This is a genomic window from Burkholderia sp. LA-2-3-30-S1-D2 (assembly GCF_001523915.2).
GTDB lineage: Bacteria > Pseudomonadota > Gammaproteobacteria > Burkholderiales > Burkholderiaceae > Burkholderia > Burkholderia diffusa.
Window position 1 is genome coordinate 1,947,843 of record NZ_CP013384.1, and the last position, 14,094, is coordinate 1,961,936.

20 protein-coding genes and 2 tRNA genes are annotated in these 14,094 nt (G+C 64.2%); 8 read left to right on the top strand and 14 right to left on the bottom strand.

All coding sequences use genetic code 11. The features are described 5' to 3' along the window. Nucleotides 1-6: 6 nt before the first annotated feature. The gene (locus WS66_RS21885; protein WP_059603239.1) at nucleotides 7-225 is read right to left on the bottom strand and encodes a hypothetical protein; all 219 of its coding nucleotides are present in this window, start codon (nucleotides 223-225) and stop codon (nucleotides 7-9) included. Between the two features lie 303 nt (nucleotides 226-528). Between WS66_RS21885 and WS66_RS33755 the strand changes: the two genes are divergently transcribed. Genes WS66_RS33755 through WS66_RS21900 form a run of 3 tightly spaced genes read left to right on the top strand, consistent with a single transcriptional unit; the run spans nucleotide 529 to nucleotide 2,071 of the window. Beyond that, nucleotides 529-882, top strand: a complete 354-nt coding sequence (locus WS66_RS33755) for a hypothetical protein (RefSeq protein ID WP_159086570.1) — start codon at nucleotides 529-531, stop codon at nucleotides 880-882. Continuing rightward, nucleotides 879-1,115, top strand: coding sequence for a hypothetical protein (locus WS66_RS21895; RefSeq protein WP_059603245.1), 237 nt, complete (start codon nucleotides 879-881; stop codon nucleotides 1,113-1,115). The genes WS66_RS33755 and WS66_RS21895 overlap by 4 nt, the downstream gene beginning before the upstream one ends. Continuing rightward, nucleotides 1,112-2,071, top strand: a complete 960-nt coding sequence (locus WS66_RS21900) for a phage Gp37/Gp68 family protein (protein WP_059603248.1) — start codon at nucleotides 1,112-1,114, stop codon at nucleotides 2,069-2,071. Before WS66_RS21895 ends, WS66_RS21900 begins: the two co-directional genes overlap by 4 nt. Before the next feature lie 281 nt (nucleotides 2,072-2,352). Here WS66_RS21900 and WS66_RS21910 read toward each other — a convergent pair whose 3' ends face one another. After that, entirely contained in the window at nucleotides 2,353-2,604 is a 252-nt protein-coding gene (locus WS66_RS21910; RefSeq protein WP_059603254.1) for a hypothetical protein, read from the bottom strand. On the opposite strand from WS66_RS21910, the gene WS66_RS21915 reads away from it, so the two are divergent. The 3 genes from WS66_RS21915 to WS66_RS34460 are packed head-to-tail and all read left to right on the top strand — an operon-like array spanning nucleotide 2,603 to nucleotide 4,661. After that, nucleotides 2,603-3,301, top strand: a complete 699-nt coding sequence (locus WS66_RS21915) for a hypothetical protein (RefSeq protein ID WP_059603257.1) — start codon at nucleotides 2,603-2,605, stop codon at nucleotides 3,299-3,301. The genes WS66_RS21910 and WS66_RS21915 overlap by 2 nt on opposite strands. Beyond that, entirely contained in the window at nucleotides 3,298-3,537 is a 240-nt protein-coding gene (locus WS66_RS21920) for a DUF4224 domain-containing protein (RefSeq protein WP_059603260.1), read from the top strand. Before WS66_RS21915 ends, WS66_RS21920 begins: the two co-directional genes overlap by 4 nt. A 2-nt stretch (nucleotides 3,538-3,539) precedes the next feature. Beyond that, a complete protein-coding gene (locus WS66_RS34460; protein WP_059603263.1) occupies nucleotides 3,540-4,661 on the top strand; it encodes a hypothetical protein in 1,122 nt (373 codons plus the stop codon). Nucleotides 4,662-4,670: 9 nt separating this feature from the next. On the opposite strand, the gene WS66_RS21930 is transcribed toward WS66_RS34460, so the two are convergent. The 9 genes from WS66_RS21930 to ssuD all read right to left on the bottom strand — a co-directional run bounded on the left by WS66_RS21930 (nucleotide 4,671) and on the right by ssuD (nucleotide 10,869). Beyond that, on the bottom strand, nucleotides 4,671-5,576 hold the full coding sequence (locus WS66_RS21930) for a toll/interleukin-1 receptor domain-containing protein (protein ID WP_159086571.1): 906 nt from the start codon (nucleotides 5,574-5,576) through the stop codon (nucleotides 4,671-4,673). 180 nt (nucleotides 5,577-5,756) lie between these two features. Beyond that, a tRNA-His gene (locus WS66_RS21935) sits at nucleotides 5,757-5,832 on the bottom strand. Nucleotides 5,833-5,891: 59 nt separating this feature from the next. Beyond that, complete coding sequence (gene dusA / locus WS66_RS21940; protein ID WP_059603269.1) at nucleotides 5,892-6,878, bottom strand: tRNA dihydrouridine(20/20a) synthase DusA; 987 nt, start codon at nucleotides 6,876-6,878, stop codon at nucleotides 5,892-5,894. A 126-nt stretch (nucleotides 6,879-7,004) separates the two neighbouring features. After that, nucleotides 7,005-7,259, bottom strand: coding sequence for a hypothetical protein (locus WS66_RS21945; protein WP_059524526.1), 255 nt, complete (start codon nucleotides 7,257-7,259; stop codon nucleotides 7,005-7,007). 55 nt (nucleotides 7,260-7,314) lie between these two features. Continuing rightward, nucleotides 7,315-7,512, bottom strand: coding sequence for a hypothetical protein (locus tag WS66_RS21950; RefSeq protein WP_059467585.1), 198 nt, complete (start codon nucleotides 7,510-7,512; stop codon nucleotides 7,315-7,317). A gap of 140 nt (nucleotides 7,513-7,652) precedes the next feature. After that, nucleotides 7,653-7,868 (bottom strand): TOBE domain-containing protein, encoded by a 216-nt coding sequence (locus WS66_RS21955; protein WP_006400187.1) that lies wholly within the window; start codon nucleotides 7,866-7,868, stop codon nucleotides 7,653-7,655. Nucleotides 7,869-7,926: 58 nt separating this feature from the next. After that, a complete protein-coding gene (locus WS66_RS21960; RefSeq protein ID WP_059603271.1) occupies nucleotides 7,927-8,886 on the bottom strand; it encodes an ATP-binding cassette domain-containing protein in 960 nt (319 codons plus the stop codon). Continuing rightward, entirely contained in the window at nucleotides 8,883-9,695 is an 813-nt protein-coding gene (gene ssuC / locus WS66_RS21965) for an aliphatic sulfonate ABC transporter permease SsuC (RefSeq protein WP_059603273.1), read from the bottom strand. The genes WS66_RS21960 and ssuC overlap by 4 nt, the downstream gene beginning before the upstream one ends. Before the next feature lie 16 nt (nucleotides 9,696-9,711). Further along, nucleotides 9,712-10,869, bottom strand: a complete 1,158-nt coding sequence (gene ssuD, locus WS66_RS21970; protein ID WP_059603276.1) for an FMNH2-dependent alkanesulfonate monooxygenase — start codon at nucleotides 10,867-10,869, stop codon at nucleotides 9,712-9,714. Between the two features lie 341 nt (nucleotides 10,870-11,210). Here ssuD and WS66_RS21975 point away from each other — a divergent pair, with 341 nt between their 5' ends. Further along, complete coding sequence (locus tag WS66_RS21975) at nucleotides 11,211-11,639, top strand: hypothetical protein (protein ID WP_059603331.1); 429 nt, start codon at nucleotides 11,211-11,213, stop codon at nucleotides 11,637-11,639. Nucleotides 11,640-11,762: 123 nt separating this feature from the next. Here WS66_RS21975 and WS66_RS21980 read toward each other — a convergent pair whose 3' ends face one another. Genes WS66_RS21980 through WS66_RS21990 form a run of 3 tightly spaced genes read right to left on the bottom strand, consistent with a single transcriptional unit; the run spans nucleotide 11,763 to nucleotide 13,782 of the window. Then, nucleotides 11,763-12,911, bottom strand: coding sequence for an enoyl-CoA hydratase/isomerase family protein (locus WS66_RS21980; RefSeq protein WP_059603278.1), 1,149 nt, complete (start codon nucleotides 12,909-12,911; stop codon nucleotides 11,763-11,765). Between the two features lie 31 nt (nucleotides 12,912-12,942). Then, nucleotides 12,943-13,281 (bottom strand): DMT family transporter, encoded by a 339-nt coding sequence (locus WS66_RS21985; RefSeq protein WP_034186989.1) that lies wholly within the window; start codon nucleotides 13,279-13,281, stop codon nucleotides 12,943-12,945. Between the two features lie 3 nt (nucleotides 13,282-13,284). Next, nucleotides 13,285-13,782, bottom strand: a complete 498-nt coding sequence (locus WS66_RS21990) for a heme-degrading domain-containing protein (protein ID WP_059603281.1) — start codon at nucleotides 13,780-13,782, stop codon at nucleotides 13,285-13,287. 216 nt (nucleotides 13,783-13,998) lie between these two features. Between WS66_RS21990 and WS66_RS21995 the strand changes: the two genes are divergently transcribed. Then, nucleotides 13,999-14,075, top strand: a tRNA-Met gene (locus WS66_RS21995). Nucleotides 14,076-14,094: the final 19 nt, after the last annotated feature.

Genomic DNA, 14,094 nt, shown 5'->3' on the forward strand with positions numbered 1-14,094 from the left:
TCCCCGTCAATGATCGACCTCCGGCTTTTCGATCAACTCGAATAGCTGGTGGATGGTGGCGTTCGGCATGCACTCGCCGAGCGCACCAAAAATCACTCTGTCGTATAGCACTTGCCCTTCCGGGGACTCTACCGCGACACCATTCGCCGCTGCAAGGGCCTCAACGAGGGTGGTGGCTGCTTCGAGTACTGCGTGGGCTTCTGCCTTGGTGATTGTCGTCTTCATCCGTGAGTTATCGACAGCCACGTCCCAAACTTGAGTCCGCGCAAGCCATTGACCGTAGCGGCTCGACCATCTGTAAAAATCCGGAGGAATCGAAGCATGTCGACGTCGACACGGAACCCGTGGACGACTGGCGAGATACGCCTGCTCGCCCGCCTCTATCCGTCCCACATCCCATCTAAGGCGTTGTACGCCGCGTTCCCGAGACACCCTCGAAAGTCAGTGCAGACCTATGCACGCAAGGTGCTGAAGGTAACGCGACCGCCTCGGGACCGTAAGGCGTGCGCGGCGCCAGCATGGGACCGCGTGCGCTCCATCCTCCAGCAGGAGCAACTGTCGGTTCGTGAGCTGGTGAAGCGCTGCGGAGTCTCCCAGCAGCGCGTCAGTGAGCTGCTGACGATTCACCGCACCGAGGTGCATATCGTCGACTGGATTCCTCCAGTTGGTCGCGCTCAGTGGCGTCCTGTTTGGGCAGTCGGCAATGCGCCCGATGTGCCCTGCCCAGGTGCGATCAAATCGAAGGCAGCGCGCGCGGCCCGCAGCGCCATGACGCGCAATCCGTTCCTGACCGCGGCGGGTCTGGTGACGATCCCTGTCGGCGAGCGCGGCCGTGTCTTCCAGCAGTCCATGGAAGTCAACGACGAGGAGCTTGCGGCATGAGCACGCGAACCCTCATCGAGATCAACCACGACTTCCTGCAGCGGCTGCTCGACGACCCCGTCGAACTCGCCGTCACGCTGCGCTCGGTCTGCTGCGACCACCAGGCCGAGCTGAACGACGACAACGGGCGCGGCCGCGCGCTCGACCTCGGCGGTGGTATCCGCATCGTCTATCGCCGCCACCACACCGAAGACGCGCGCTTCGTCACCAAATACGTGGACATCGACCTATGAGCGAGAACAGCAAAATCGAGTGGTGCGACCATACGTTCAATCCGTTTATTGGCTGCACGAAGGTGTCGCCTGGTTGCGACCACTGCTACGCCGAGAACCTGATGGACAAGCGCATGCACAAGGTTGTCTGGGGTCCGCACGGCGAGCGCGTGCGCACGTCTGCCGCTACGTGGCGGCAACCGGTCCGCTGGAACGCGCGGCACGCCGAATTCTTCGCCGCGCACGGCCGGCGCCAGCGCGTGTTCTGCGCGTCGCTCGCCGACGTGTTCGACAACGCTGTCGATCCAGCGTGGCGCCGCGATCTTTTCGAACTGATCGCGCGCACGCCGAATCTCGACTGGTTGCTGCTGACGAAGCGGATCGGCAACGTGCCGACGATGCTGCGGCATATCGGCATCGAGCGGTTGCCGGAAAACGTCTGGCTCGGCGCGACGATCGTCACCCAGGAGGAAGCCGATCGCGACATCCCGAAGCTGCTCGCGGTGCCCGCGCGCGTGCGCTTCCTATCGATGGAGCCGCTGCTCGGGCCGGTCGATCTCGAACGCCCGATGTCCGGCCCCGACCTCGGTCAGGGCAGCGGCGCGAAGATCTGCCAGCGGTGGATGATCCAAAGCGGAATCGACTGGGTGATCGTGGGCGGCGAAAGCGGGCCCGGCGCGCGGCCGATGCACCCGGACTGGGCCCGCTCGCTGCGCGACCAGTGCGCGGCCGCCGGCGTGCCTTTCCTGTTCAAGCAATGGGGCGAGTGGGCGCCAAGCGAGAATGCCGGCCCCCAGAAGCGCACCGAGGCGACAGCTCACTGGTGGGACGGCGAGTGGTCGTTCAGCTCGATCACGCCGCGCGCGGCCGAGACGCTGCACTGTGACGATTCACCGGACATGTGGCGCTGCGGCAAGCGCGCCGCCGGCCGCCACCTCGACGGCTCCACGCACGACGATTTCCCTGCGCTCGTCTGACGACGCACCGCGAGCGGATAAACGCCACAGGTCCTAGTTCACGAACAGTGCGACGAATTGGAACAGTGCTCCGACTCCGACAAGCGCTAGGAGATGCTTGATGCGCCGCTGTCGGTGATACATCGTAATTCGCGTCGCCTTGTCTACGTTCGGAACGAGAGACACGGACCGGTCGGGGTTGTATTGCGGGGCTGGCGAACACAGCGCTGAGCCGATGCCCCCAATCGTGATCAATGCAAGTCCCACAGCGTTGAGGATAGTCGTAAACATGAATCACCCCGTCAGAAATCGTCGTTCCCAATTTGAATCGGGGATTGCGCCCCGGCTTCGATTTTCTTCTGCGCGATTGCCTGGATGCTTTCCATATTTTGGACGATCGCATTTTCATCACCCTCGCGCGATCCGTCCGATCCCAGCGAGTCGGTTAGGCACTCGTGGGTTACCTGAACCTGATAGGTCGAGTCGCCAAACACATGACCGAAAAACATATCGCCGTGCTGGCGCAAGAACACCCAGCCGTAAGGATTCGCCATGATCGAACGCCCCATTCTGTTTTCTGGCTCGATGGTACGAGCCATCTTGGAAGGCCGCAAGACGCAAACCCGACGCGTCGTGAAGCTGCCGCACAACAACCCGCTCGGCGCATGGGAACCGACCACAGCAGGCGGCGGCTCCGTGAAGAATGTCGGCGGGACGCCTGCCCCCGAGCTGGCTGCGATCTGGCACACGCGCACGGGTGATTGCTTCGTCTGCCCGCATGGTGACGTCGACGATCGGCTATGGGTGCGTGAGACACACGAGGTGCGCCGGATCGGCACTGAGACGTTCGAAGGTGGCCGCCCGACACGGCGCTACGCCGGCATCGCGTACCAGGCCGACAACGGCCGCGCCGAGGTCGACATCGACCTCAACACGTTCCAGGCGCTCGACGCCAAGGAATCACGGGGCTGGTCACCGTCCATCCACATGCCGCGCTGGGCTTCGCGCATCACGCTCGAGATCACCGGCGTACGCGCCGAGCGCCTGCAGAACATTAGCGAGTCGGACGCGCGCGCCGAAGGCGTGACGATCGAGGACCACCACATGCGCGGGTACTGCGCCGGCGCCTATCGGCCGCCGAGCATCCGCGCCTTTCATGACCTATGGGACAGCCTGAACGCCGCGCGCGGGCATGGCTGGGACACGAACCCGTGGACATGGGTCGTGGAATTTCGAAGGATCGAATCATGAGCATCTACCTCACTACGCCGGAGCTGGCCGAGTTGGTCGGCTGCAAGCCGCGCAGCCACGCCTGCATGAAACGATGGCTCGAGCGCAATCACTGGCCGTTCTCCGTCAACATCGCTGGCGTGCCGCTCGTCTCGCGCGAGTATTACGACGCCCGCATGAACGGCACCGCCCCCGCAACACCCGCGCGCCGGCACCGCGCCGCCGCGTCAGAAGAACCGAACTTCGCCGCACTCTAATCATGATCGGACGACGCAAGCGGCCGGACGGGTTACCCTTCCGGCTCTACGCCCACTACGGGAAACACAAGGTCAGCTTCGGCTACAAGCTGCCGAACGGCCGCTGGGCGTTCCGCCTGTCAGCGCCGGCGCACAACAAGGAAGCGCTCGCCGAGATCCGCAAGCAGGCGATCGAGCGCGCGGAGGCGCTCAACGGGAACGCGATCGAACCCGGCACGGTCGAGGCGCTCGTCGCGCGGTACTTCGAATGGCAGGACGGATTGCCGCACACCGACGAGCGCCGCAAGGCCCAGTCCACCCTGGACGAGAACCGCGTCGAGTCGAAGCGGCTGGTCAAGGTCTTCGGGAAGATGGCGCCGCCGGCCATCAAGCCGAAACACGTGTACGGCTACCTCGACAAACGCGCGCAGCTCGGCGCACCGGCGAAGGCGAACAAGGAAATCGCCCTCCTATCCGCTGTTCTCGAATACGGCCGGCGCCGGGGAGACCTCGAAACGAACCCGTGCCGCGGCATCGAATACAACCCGACGCGTCCGCGCCAGCGCTACGTGCGGCAGGACGAGATCGATCTCGCCGTGGAAGTCGCGCGGTCGCGCCGGAGCGTCGGCGACCAGCACCCAAGTTCCGCCTACCTGATCCTCGCGCTATGCGTGAAGGCAGCCTATCTGACGGTCAGTCGGCCGACGGAGATGCGCGAACTGCACCGTCAGAGCATCCGGCCCGAAGGCGTCGAGGTGCCGATCGGTAAGCGCAAGGCCGGCGAGCAGCAGCGCGCGAAGCTCGTGCTGTGGTCGCCCGAACTGAAGGCGGTGATCGACGAGGCACTCGCGCTACAGCGCACGTCGAGCGTTCACGTGTTCGGCAACACGGCCGGCCAGGTGTACACGCGCAGCGGATGGAACACGAACTGGTCGCGGCTGATGGGCTATTGCGAGAAGGAAGCGAAGGTGCGCGGCGTGCCGTTCGAACGGTTCGCGCTGCGCGACATGCGCCCGGCGGCCGTGACCGATCGCCAGGAGGAAGGCGATGATCGCATCATCGATGCGACCGGCCATGCCGACGAGCGGATGGTACGCAAAACGTACGACCGCCGACGCCAGCGTAAAGTGCGTGCGACACGATAATCGGCCTAATCACACACCGTCCTTCCACTCCACACTTTGAGTCATGCGGATCGGAATCGCCCGCAGAATCTCGCGTACGATTTGATGATACTCGACGTCCTTGTGCAAATATTGCTCGAAAATCTCGAGCACATTGCCCCGCTTTCCATCGGGCGACGTAAGAAGCAAAGGAACAATGGCAAAGCGGGAATTCTTTTTGCGCTTCTCTGACATCGCGTGGTCAACCTCGCTAGCGATCCAGTCCTTGTCGCTAAACGAGGGCGTGATGAAGAATACAGCAGCACAGGACTCGACCATCCCGTGCTTGATTTCACGTTCCAGATTCGCGCCGGCGGTCATGCGATCTTCGTCCAGCCACGGATCAAAACCGATTTCCTTCAATGTCAGGCAAACGTCCCTAACGATCGCCTTGTCGATCGACTTGTGGCTCAAGAAAATCTTCTTCGGGCGTGCCTGCTCCTGAACCTGGTCGTGCACCTCTTGCTCCTTATTCAACAGAATCTGCACAGTTTCGAACGTCACGTCAGCCGGGATATGGGCTAATTCGCTTTCTTGAATAGGAGGTAACAGAATTGCGACGGGATCGACGAAATTGCCAGTATGCAATACCTGACGTAACTGCCACCGATCGTCATTGAGGTCGACAAGTGTTGGTATGTCAACAACAACGTCGTCAGTTAGCTCGCCATCGATCACTTCCGCCATCTTCGCAAAAACATGACACGGCAAATGCCGAGATGTCCGCCGCGAATAAATGACGAAGCATCCCCGCTCCCCATAGATCATCAATATGTCACGCTTGTGCAAAGGCAAGTACGCCTTCGACAAATGTGCATAACCATATAGCGTGTTATCGAGCGTATCTTCTATGACTGCGAGCAGATCGGAGTAAGGACGAGAGATCCCGCCGAACACGTCTGCGCGTGTGTAATTCTGCCAAGGCACGCCTCATCACCCCTCTCGTTTGATTGCTACGAACGCAAAAAGGCCCGCTTGGCAGCGGGCCTTTCTCGATCCATCTTCCAAATTTTGGAATCTCATCTTCCAAAACCTGTAACACGTCAGCTTGATTCTGCTGCAAGTGCTTGAATTTGTTGGGGTGGCTGATGGGACTCGAACCCACGACAACAGGAATCACAATCCTGGACTCTACCAACTGAGCTACAGCCACCACTGATACTGCTTTGATTCTTCGCTGTTTCGTTTCGTGTTCAGCAGCGAAGAACAAGATTATACGAATACTTTTCCGTCTTGCAAAGCATTTTTTTCAAAATTTTCGAGAGCGTCGTTCAGATGCGTGCGTGCCTCGTCGAACACGGCCAGATCGCCACGTGCGAGCTTCTTGTTGTCCGACAGCACGCGACGCCAGCCGCGCGCGCCCGCGACGCCGCGATACAGCCCGAGTGCGTGCCGGACGATCGCACCGAGATACGTGCCGCGCTTCAGTTCCGCCGCACAGTATTCGATCAGTTTCGCCTCGGCCTCCTCGCGCGTCGGCATCGCCGCAGTCGACCCATAGAAGCGCGCATCGACGCCCGCGAGCACATACGGGTTGTGATACGCCTCGCGGCCGAGCATCACGCCGTCCACATGTTCGAGATGCTGCGCGACTTCGTCGAGCGTCTTGATCCCGCCATTGATCACGATCTCCAGAGACGGGAAATCGCGCTTCAGCTGATAAGCGTAGTCGTACTTGAGCGGCGGGATCTCGCGGTTCTCCTTCGGCGACAGCCCCTTCAGGATCGCATTGCGCGCGTGCACCACGAACGTCTCGCAGCCTGCCTCAGCCACCGTGCCGACGAAGTCCCGCACGAACGCATAGTCCTCGACCGCGTCGACCCCGATCCGATGCTTGACCGTGACCGGCACCGACACCGCATCGCGCATCGCCTTCACGCAATCGGCAACGAGTTGCGGCTCGTTCATCAGACACGCGCCGAACGCACCGCGCTGCACGCGCTCGGACGGACAACCGCAATTCAGATTGATCTCGTCATAGCCCCACTGCTCGCCGAGTTTCGCGGCGCGCGCGAGATCGTCCCGTTCGCTGCCGCCCAGCTGCAGCGCGACCGGCGATTCGTTCGGCGTGAACGCGAGATGCCGCTGGGCGTCGCCGAACAGCAGCGCGCCCGTCGTGATCATTTCCGTATACAGCCACGTGTCGCGTGTCAACGTGCGATGGAACGACCGGCAATGACGGTCGGTCCAGTCGAGCATGGGCGCGACGGAAACGCGGCGGGGGGGAAGCGAGGACGATGCGGACATGGAATTCGGGGCAGCAAGCGGCGCGGGAAACAACCCGATATTTTACCGCAACGCGACCAGGCCGGCCCGGCAGCCTGACTAGACCGGCCCGCCCTCGCCCAGTTCGGCGTCGACGGCCCGCCGCGCCTCTTCGAGTACGCGCTCGATCACGCGCCGTTCGGTCAGCAGCATCCCGTCGACTTTCACGAGCCGCCAGTCGATCCGCACGGCCGCGCCTTGCAGCACGCGGTAGTGCGCATGCTCGCCGTCCCACACCTGCTCGGTCTTCACTTCGATCTCGTAGCCGCGGTACGGCTCGCTGAAATCGCCGAGATCGCTGCCTCTCGGTTCCATCGCTCGCTCCGTGGCGAAGCAACGCCGGGCCGCCTCGGCGGCCGGCGCCGTGCGCTCAATCGTATTCGTTAGACAAAACGGACTTGCCGTCGGCGGTCAGGTCGACACGGTCGGCCGCCGCCTGATAGATGAGCCCTTCGTTCAGCAACGCATAGACGACATCGTCGAACGCGGCGGGGACCGGACGGGTGTCGCCGAACTGGTCGATCCACTTCAGCGCCTCGATGGCTTCGGGTGAAAGGATGGGGGTCATGCGTTGCCCTCCGGCGTCGGTGTCGTTCCATCCTAGCACTTCGTCCGGACGGCGAATACCGAGGCAAACGCACAACCAAAATACCAGGCGCGACGGATGGCCAGATGGCCCGTCCGCGGCGCCCGGCATCGGAAACACGCTCAGAGTCGCGCGATCGACACTTCGGTTGATTTCACGAGCGCGACGACTTCCGCACCCACCTTCAGTTCAAGTTCGTCGACCGAGCGCGTCGTGATCACCGACGTGACGATGCCGAACGGCGTCTCGACGTCGACCTCGGACACCACGGGCCCGCGAATGATCTCCTTCACCTTGCCTTTGAACTGGTTGCGCACGTTGATTGCAGTGATGCTCATCGGGTTGATCGCTCCGAACAAAAAAAGTCTGAGAACGGGCGGCCGGTGCCGCCCGGATTTAAACGGCCCAGCGAATCTGCCCGGCCGGCCGTACGTGATCGGCTTCAGCCGCGACGTGCTGCCCGGCACCGCCGGGCCCGCCCGCGAGCACACGCTGCAGCACGCGGTCCTCGAGCGCCGCGAACGCGGCCGACGCGCGCGCACGCGGCCGGTCGAGCGGCACCGGCTGGTCGAGCGCGACACGTCCCTGCTCGATCAGCAGGATCCGGTCGCCGAGCGCCACGGCTTCCTGAACGTCGTGCGTGACGAGCAGCGCGGTGAACCGATGCTCGCGCCACAACCGTTCGATGAGCGCATGCATCTCGATGCGGGTCAGCGCGTCGAGCGCACCGAGCGGCTCGTCGAGCAACAGCAATTGCGGCCGGTGCACGAGTGCACGGGCGAGCGCGACGCGCTGCCGCTGGCCGCCGGACAGCTGCGCGGGCCAGTCGTTCGCACGCTCGATCAGACCAACTTCGTCGAGTACCGCACGCGCCTGATCGCGTGCGCCGCGGCCGAGGCCCAGCATCACGTTCTGCAGCACGGTCTTCCACGGCAGCAGCCGTGCATCCTGGTACATGATCCGCGTGTCGAGCGCGCCGCCGCCGTCGCCGCGCGTCACGAGCGCGCCGCTGCTCGGTTCCTCGAGCCCCGCGACGAGACGCAGCAGCGTGGATTTCCCGCAGCCGCTGCGGCCGACGATCGCGACGAAGCTGCCTCGCGCGATGCCGAGTTCGACGTTGTCGAGCACGGTGCGCGCGCCGAAACGCTTGCTGACGCCCGACAGCGTCACCGCGTCGTCCTGCGCCGTGCCGCCCGTCCGCCGCCGCGCAAGCGGAACGACGGATGCGCCGCCGTTCCGGTCGACGATCGCCGCATTGCGTGCGTCGTCGTCCGTCACGCGTGCGTGCGCCAGCTCGGCCTCAAGGTCTGCACCGGCGAGCGGGCCGTAGGAGACCGCCGAAGTCGTCGCATTCATGCCTTTGCTCCAGATTGATAAGCGGGGTGCCAGCGCAGCGTCACGCGCTCGATCGATTTCGCCAGCACGTCGGCCAACTTGCCAAGCACCGCATACAGCAGGATGCCGACCACCACCACATCGGTTTGCAGGAATTCCCGCGCGTTCATCGTCATGTAGCCGATGCCCGACTGCGCGGAGATCGTTTCCGCGACGATCAGCATCACCCACATCAGCCCGAGCGCGAAGCGCACGCCGACGAGAATCGACGGCAATGCACCGGGCAGGATCACGTCGCGATACAGCGCGAAGCCGCGCACCCCATAACTCTTCGCCATCTCGATCAGGTTCGCGTCGACCGAGCGGATCCCGTGATATGTGTTGATGTAGACGGGAAAGAACACGCCGAGCGCGACGAGAAACAGCTTCGCCTTCTCGTCGATGCCGAACCACAGGATCACGAGCGGAATCATCGCGAGCGCGGGGATGTTGCGGATCATCTGGATGGTCGAATCGAGCGCGACCTCCGCTGCTTTCGACAGGCCGGTCGCGAGCCCGAGCGCCAGGCCGACGCCACCGCCGATCGCGAAACCGAACAGCGCGCGCCAGGTACTGACCTTCACGTTCGCCCACAGCTCGCCCGATGTCACGAGCGACCACGCGGCCCGCACGACCGCCACGGGCTCGGGCAGCACGCGGGTCGACAGCCAGCCGACGCGCGCGCCGACCTCCCATGCGACCAGCAGCACGAGCGGCACGAGCCACGGCGCGATGCCGCGCCAGGCGCGGGCGGCCACGGCCGCGCGCGTCGTCGACGTCTTCGTTGTCATCTCAGGCCTCCTTCGTTCAGCTCTGGCTCGCCTTCGGCAGGTAGTTGTTGCCGACGATCTCGCCGAACGGACCCGACAGCGGACCGGACGGCCGCGCCGCATCCTTGCCCTTGATCAGCGGGAACACGAGCTCGGCGAAACGGTACGACTCCTCGAGGTGCGGATAGCCGGACAGGATGAACGTCTCGATGCCGAGATCCGCATATTCGCGCATGCGTTGCGCGACCTGCTCGGAGTTGCCGACGAGCGCGGTACCCGCGCCGCCGCGCACGAGACCGACACCGGCCCACAGGTTGGGATACACCTCGAGCGCCTCGCGGCCGCCGCGCTTGCCGCCGTGCAGCGCGGCCATCCGGCGCTGGCCTTCCGAATCCATGTTCGCGAATGCCTTCTGCGCGCGAGCGATCGTCTCGTCGTCGAGACGGCTGATCAGGCGCTCGGCATCGCGCCAGGCTTCGTCCTCGGTCTCGCGCACGATCACGTGCAGGCGGATCCCGAACCTGATCTTGCGGCCGCGCGCCTCGGCGCGGGCGCGAATATCGGCGATCTTCTTCGCGACGGCCTCGGGCGGCTCGCCCCAGGTCAGATAGGTGTCGATGTGATCGGCGGCGATCGCGTGCGCGGCCGGCGACGATCCACCGAACCACAACGGCGGATGCGGGCGCTGCACGGGCGGATACAGCGCCTTGCCGCCCTTCGATTGAAGGTGCTTGCCGATGTAGTCGAACCCGCCGTTGTCGTGCGATGCGGACAGCAGCCCGCGCCAGATGTTCAGGAAGTCGTCGGTGATTTCGTAGCGCGTGTCGTGGTCGGCGAACAGTCCGTCGCCTTCGAGCTCGGCGGCATCGCCACCCGTTACGACGTTGATCAGCAGGCGGCCGCCCGACAGACGGTCGAACGTCGCGGCCATCCGCGCCGCCAGGCCGGGCGATGCGATGCCTGGACGCACGGCGACCAGGAACTTCAGGCGCTGCGTCGCCGGAATCAGGCTCGACGCGACGACCCACGCATCCTCGCAGGAACGGCCAGTCGGCAGCAGCACGCCTTCATAGCCGAGCGTGTCGGCCGCGACGGCGATCTGCTTGAAATAATCGTAATCCGCGGCGCGCGCGCCTTCAGCGGTGCCGAGGTAACGGCTGTCGCCGTGTGTGGGAATAAACCAAAAAACATTCATCTGCTGCTCCTGCTTGACTGTTCTTGCCGGAATCTGGATAAAACGAGCCCCTGCTCGCGTCGCGGATGAGCGACGCATGCATGGTGTGCGTTCGAATCGGGATGGCTCGCCGGTCAGGCCGTGCCGCGGGCGAGTACGCTATTGCACGGCTGTTTCTGGGAAATCAGTCTATGGATCGCTGCAGGGCTTTGGAACGATTTTTTTGAGCTTAGGTTTTCCGCTTTCGTGATTAGCACGACGCTCGAGCGAATATCGCGTCGGCCGGGCCCTATAATGACGCACCTATCCGAATAACTTCGCCCGGACGGCCCCGGCCGGCCGCGCGTGCAATGCACTCACCGATGCAGAAAGTCATCCTGCCGTTCCTGTCCGGCTTCCTGGCCGCCCTCTTCTTTCGCGAAGCGACGCTCGCGCTCCTGCATACGGCCGACCTGATCGCCGCCACCGGGTTCTCCACGCAACCTTTCGCGCCGTTCGGCATTCCTGAATTTGTTGCGAACGCATTGATCAGCGCGTGCTGCGCGATTCCGATGGCGTGGCTGCTGCGCGTGACGCCGGATCGTGAGGCGCCGTGGATCGGCGCGCTGGTGTTCGGCGGCATCGTGCTGACGGCCGCCCGCGTATTCGCGATCGATCCGCTGCGCGGGATCTGGCCGTCGGGCAACATGATGCCGGTGCTCGCCGCCGGTTTCGCAGCGAACGCGGTCTGGGGCTTCGGCGCGCTCGTGTTCATGCGCGCGTTCATGTCGGACGACGCCGGCGACGAATAACGCACGTTTGCTGCAAGCCCCCCGGCCCACTGCCGCCAGGCCGGGTCGGCATCCCCAAATGAAAAGGCCGCCTGCACACAATGCAGGCGGCCTTTTTGCTTTTCGCGTCGATACCGCGGCGCGTCAGTCCTTCAGGTTGCGCAGCGGATGCGTGTCGGGCGTCCACGGGCTGTCGAACATCGCGAGGACGTCGGTGCGGTCGATATCGGCGATCGACTTGAAACGCCAGGCCGGCTGATGGTCCTTGTCGACGATCAGCGCGCGCACGCCTTCGATCACGTCGCCGTGCGCGAACGTCGAACGCGTGAGGTCGAGGTCGCGCCGCAGGCAATCGGCCATCGTCGCCCCGCGCGCCCGTTCGACGACTTCGAGCGATACGGCCATCGACAGCGGCGACAGCTGGCTGCGCATCGCATCGGTCGCCTTCCCGACCCATCCGTCGACCGCAGCGCAATCCTGCTCGGCGTCGAGCGATGCGAGGATCGCACCGATATCGGCTTGCGCGAAATGCCGGTCGATCCCGGCGTGCGCGTCGGCCAGCGCCGACGTGTCGGGCGTCGGCACGACCTTGTGCGACGCGGCCGCGTCGGCCACGCACGCGACCGCCTGCGCGCCGCTGTCGATGCGCGCGCTGCGCAGCGTATCGAACAGCGCCGGCAGCGCGGCATCGGGCAGGTATGCGTCGGCAAGCTGCGCATACAGTGCGCCGGCCGCGTCGAGCGTTGCGCCGGTCACCGCGAGATAGGCGCCGATCGCGCCCGGCGTGCGCGCGAGGAACCAGCTCATCCCGACATCGGGGAACAGGCCGATGCGCGTTTCGGGCATCGCCATCTTCGTCGAGTCGGTGACCACACGCAGGCCGCCCGTATGCCGTGCCGCCTGCGAAATGCCCATGCCGCCACCCATCACGACGCCGTGCATCAACGCGATGTACGGTTTCGGATAGGTGAAGATCGTATGGTTGAGCGTGTATTCCTCGATGAAGAACGTATCGACCGCATCGCGGTCGCCACGCTGCCAGGCGTCGTGGAAGAAACGCACGTCGCCGCCCGCGCAGAACGCGCGAGGATGCGGGCTGTGCACGACGACGGCGACCACGTCGGCGTCGTTGCGCCACGCGTCGAGCGCCTGCTGCATCAGCCGGATCATCCCGACCGACAGCGCATTCAGCGCCTTCGGCCGGTTCAGTTCGAGATAGCCGATGCGGTTCGCGACATATGCGCGGACATCGGGCTGGGCGGATTCCGCGGAAGCGGAAGTGGAATCGGTCATGTGAGTCATCCGGCTTATCGCGGGCGCACGCTCAGTGCGCCTGCATCTTCGAGAACAGGTTCAGCACCACGACGCCCGAGATGATCAGCCCGAGGCCGATCACGGCCGGCAGGTCCGGCACCTGGCGATAGAGCAGCATCGCGACGAGCGTGATCAGCACAATGCCGGCACCCGACCACACGGCATAGATGATGCCGACGGGCATCGTGCGCAATGTGAGGGACAGACAGTAGAACGCGATGCCGTACCCGGCCACGACGAGCGCCGACGGCCAGAAGCGCGTGAAACCGTCCGCCGCGCGCAGCGCGGACGTGCCGACCACTTCCGCGACGATCGCGATCGCGAGCCATGCGTAACCCGGAAGCTGCATCGCTCAGCTCCTTGCAAGTGCCAGCACGGCGTAGTCCTGCCCAAGCTCGGCGCACAGCGCTTCGACGACGAACTCGTGATCCGAGCGCTGCGGCAGCCCCGATGCGGTGATCGAGCCGATCACGCCGGCCCCCGCGACAGTCAGCGGAAACGCGCCGCCGTGCGGCGAATATTCCGAGATCGGCAGTCCGTGCTTCTCGGCGAGCGTGACGCCGGCCTGCTGCATGCGCAGGCCGATCGCATACGAGCTGCGGCGGAAATGCGCGACGACGTTGCGCTTGCGGCGCACCCAGTCGGCGTTGTCGGGGGTCGCACCGGCGAGCGCCGCATAAAACAGCGGCTGGCCGAACGTGACGATGTCGATCGCGATTGCATGACCGCGCGACGTCGCGAGCGCATGCATCCGGTTGCCGAGCGCCCAGGCGCGAGCCGGGTCGAAATGGGGAAACACAAGCGCCTGTTCCTGCGCGCCGATCGATTGCAGATCGTGAGCGATGTCCATGAATCCGTCGATGCAGTAGTCAAGTGTTGCAACGGCACCGACGCAATTCGCGCGCGACCCCGCTGCAGGAATGAACGACACAAGCAAACCGCTCGATTCTAGCTCACGCGCCTGCCGTACCGGCCCTGCAAGCGCCCCGCCGGCGATTGCGACGCGATTGTCAGAAAGTGCTTGCAAGCGTTCCGGATAGTCCATATAATTCATTTCTTCGACGGACGCGGGGTGGAGCAGTCTGGCAGCTCGTCGGGCTCATAACCCGAAGGTCGTAGGTTCAAATCCTACCCCCGCAACCAACGTCCCGATTCATGCAAA

Bases quoted from the DNA above. Each gene is read 5' to 3' on its own strand.
- WS66_RS21885 (WP_059603239.1), bottom strand. From the start codon at position 225: ATGAAGACGACAATCACCAAGGCAGAAGCCCACGCAGTACTCGAAGCA.
- WS66_RS21895 (WP_059603245.1), top strand. From the start codon at position 879: ATGAGCACGCGAACCCTCATCGAGATCAACCACGACTTCCTGCAGCGG.
- WS66_RS21900 (WP_059603248.1), top strand. From the start codon at position 1,112: ATGAGCGAGAACAGCAAAATCGAGTGGTGCGACCATACGTTCAATCCG.
- WS66_RS21915 (WP_059603257.1), top strand. From the start codon at position 2,603: ATGATCGAACGCCCCATTCTGTTTTCTGGCTCGATGGTACGAGCCATC.
- WS66_RS21910 (WP_059603254.1), bottom strand. From the start codon at position 2,604: ATGGCGAATCCTTACGGCTGGGTGTTCTTGCGCCAGCACGGCGATATG.
- WS66_RS21920 (WP_059603260.1), top strand. From the start codon at position 3,298: ATGAGCATCTACCTCACTACGCCGGAGCTGGCCGAGTTGGTCGGCTGC.
- WS66_RS34460 (WP_059603263.1), top strand. From the start codon at position 3,540: ATGATCGGACGACGCAAGCGGCCGGACGGGTTACCCTTCCGGCTCTAC.
- dusA (WP_059603269.1), bottom strand. From the start codon at position 6,878: ATGCTCGACTGGACCGACCGTCATTGCCGGTCGTTCCATCGCACGTTG.
- WS66_RS21945 (WP_059524526.1), bottom strand. From the start codon at position 7,259: ATGGAACCGAGAGGCAGCGATCTCGGCGATTTCAGCGAGCCGTACCGC.
- WS66_RS21950 (WP_059467585.1), bottom strand. From the start codon at position 7,512: ATGACCCCCATCCTTTCACCCGAAGCCATCGAGGCGCTGAAGTGGATC.
- WS66_RS21955 (WP_006400187.1), bottom strand. From the start codon at position 7,868: ATGAGCATCACTGCAATCAACGTGCGCAACCAGTTCAAAGGCAAGGTG.
- WS66_RS21960 (WP_059603271.1), bottom strand. From the start codon at position 8,886: ATGAATGCGACGACTTCGGCGGTCTCCTACGGCCCGCTCGCCGGTGCA.
- ssuC (WP_059603273.1), bottom strand. From the start codon at position 9,695: ATGACAACGAAGACGTCGACGACGCGCGCGGCCGTGGCCGCCCGCGCC.
- ssuD (WP_059603276.1), bottom strand. From the start codon at position 10,869: ATGAATGTTTTTTGGTTTATTCCCACACACGGCGACAGCCGTTACCTC.
- WS66_RS21975 (WP_059603331.1), top strand. From the start codon at position 11,211: ATGCAGAAAGTCATCCTGCCGTTCCTGTCCGGCTTCCTGGCCGCCCTC.
- WS66_RS21980 (WP_059603278.1), bottom strand. From the start codon at position 12,911: ATGACCGATTCCACTTCCGCTTCCGCGGAATCCGCCCAGCCCGATGTC.
- WS66_RS21985 (WP_034186989.1), bottom strand. From the start codon at position 13,281: ATGCAGCTTCCGGGTTACGCATGGCTCGCGATCGCGATCGTCGCGGAA.
- WS66_RS21990 (WP_059603281.1), bottom strand. From the start codon at position 13,782: ATGGACATCGCTCACGATCTGCAATCGATCGGCGCGCAGGAACAGGCG.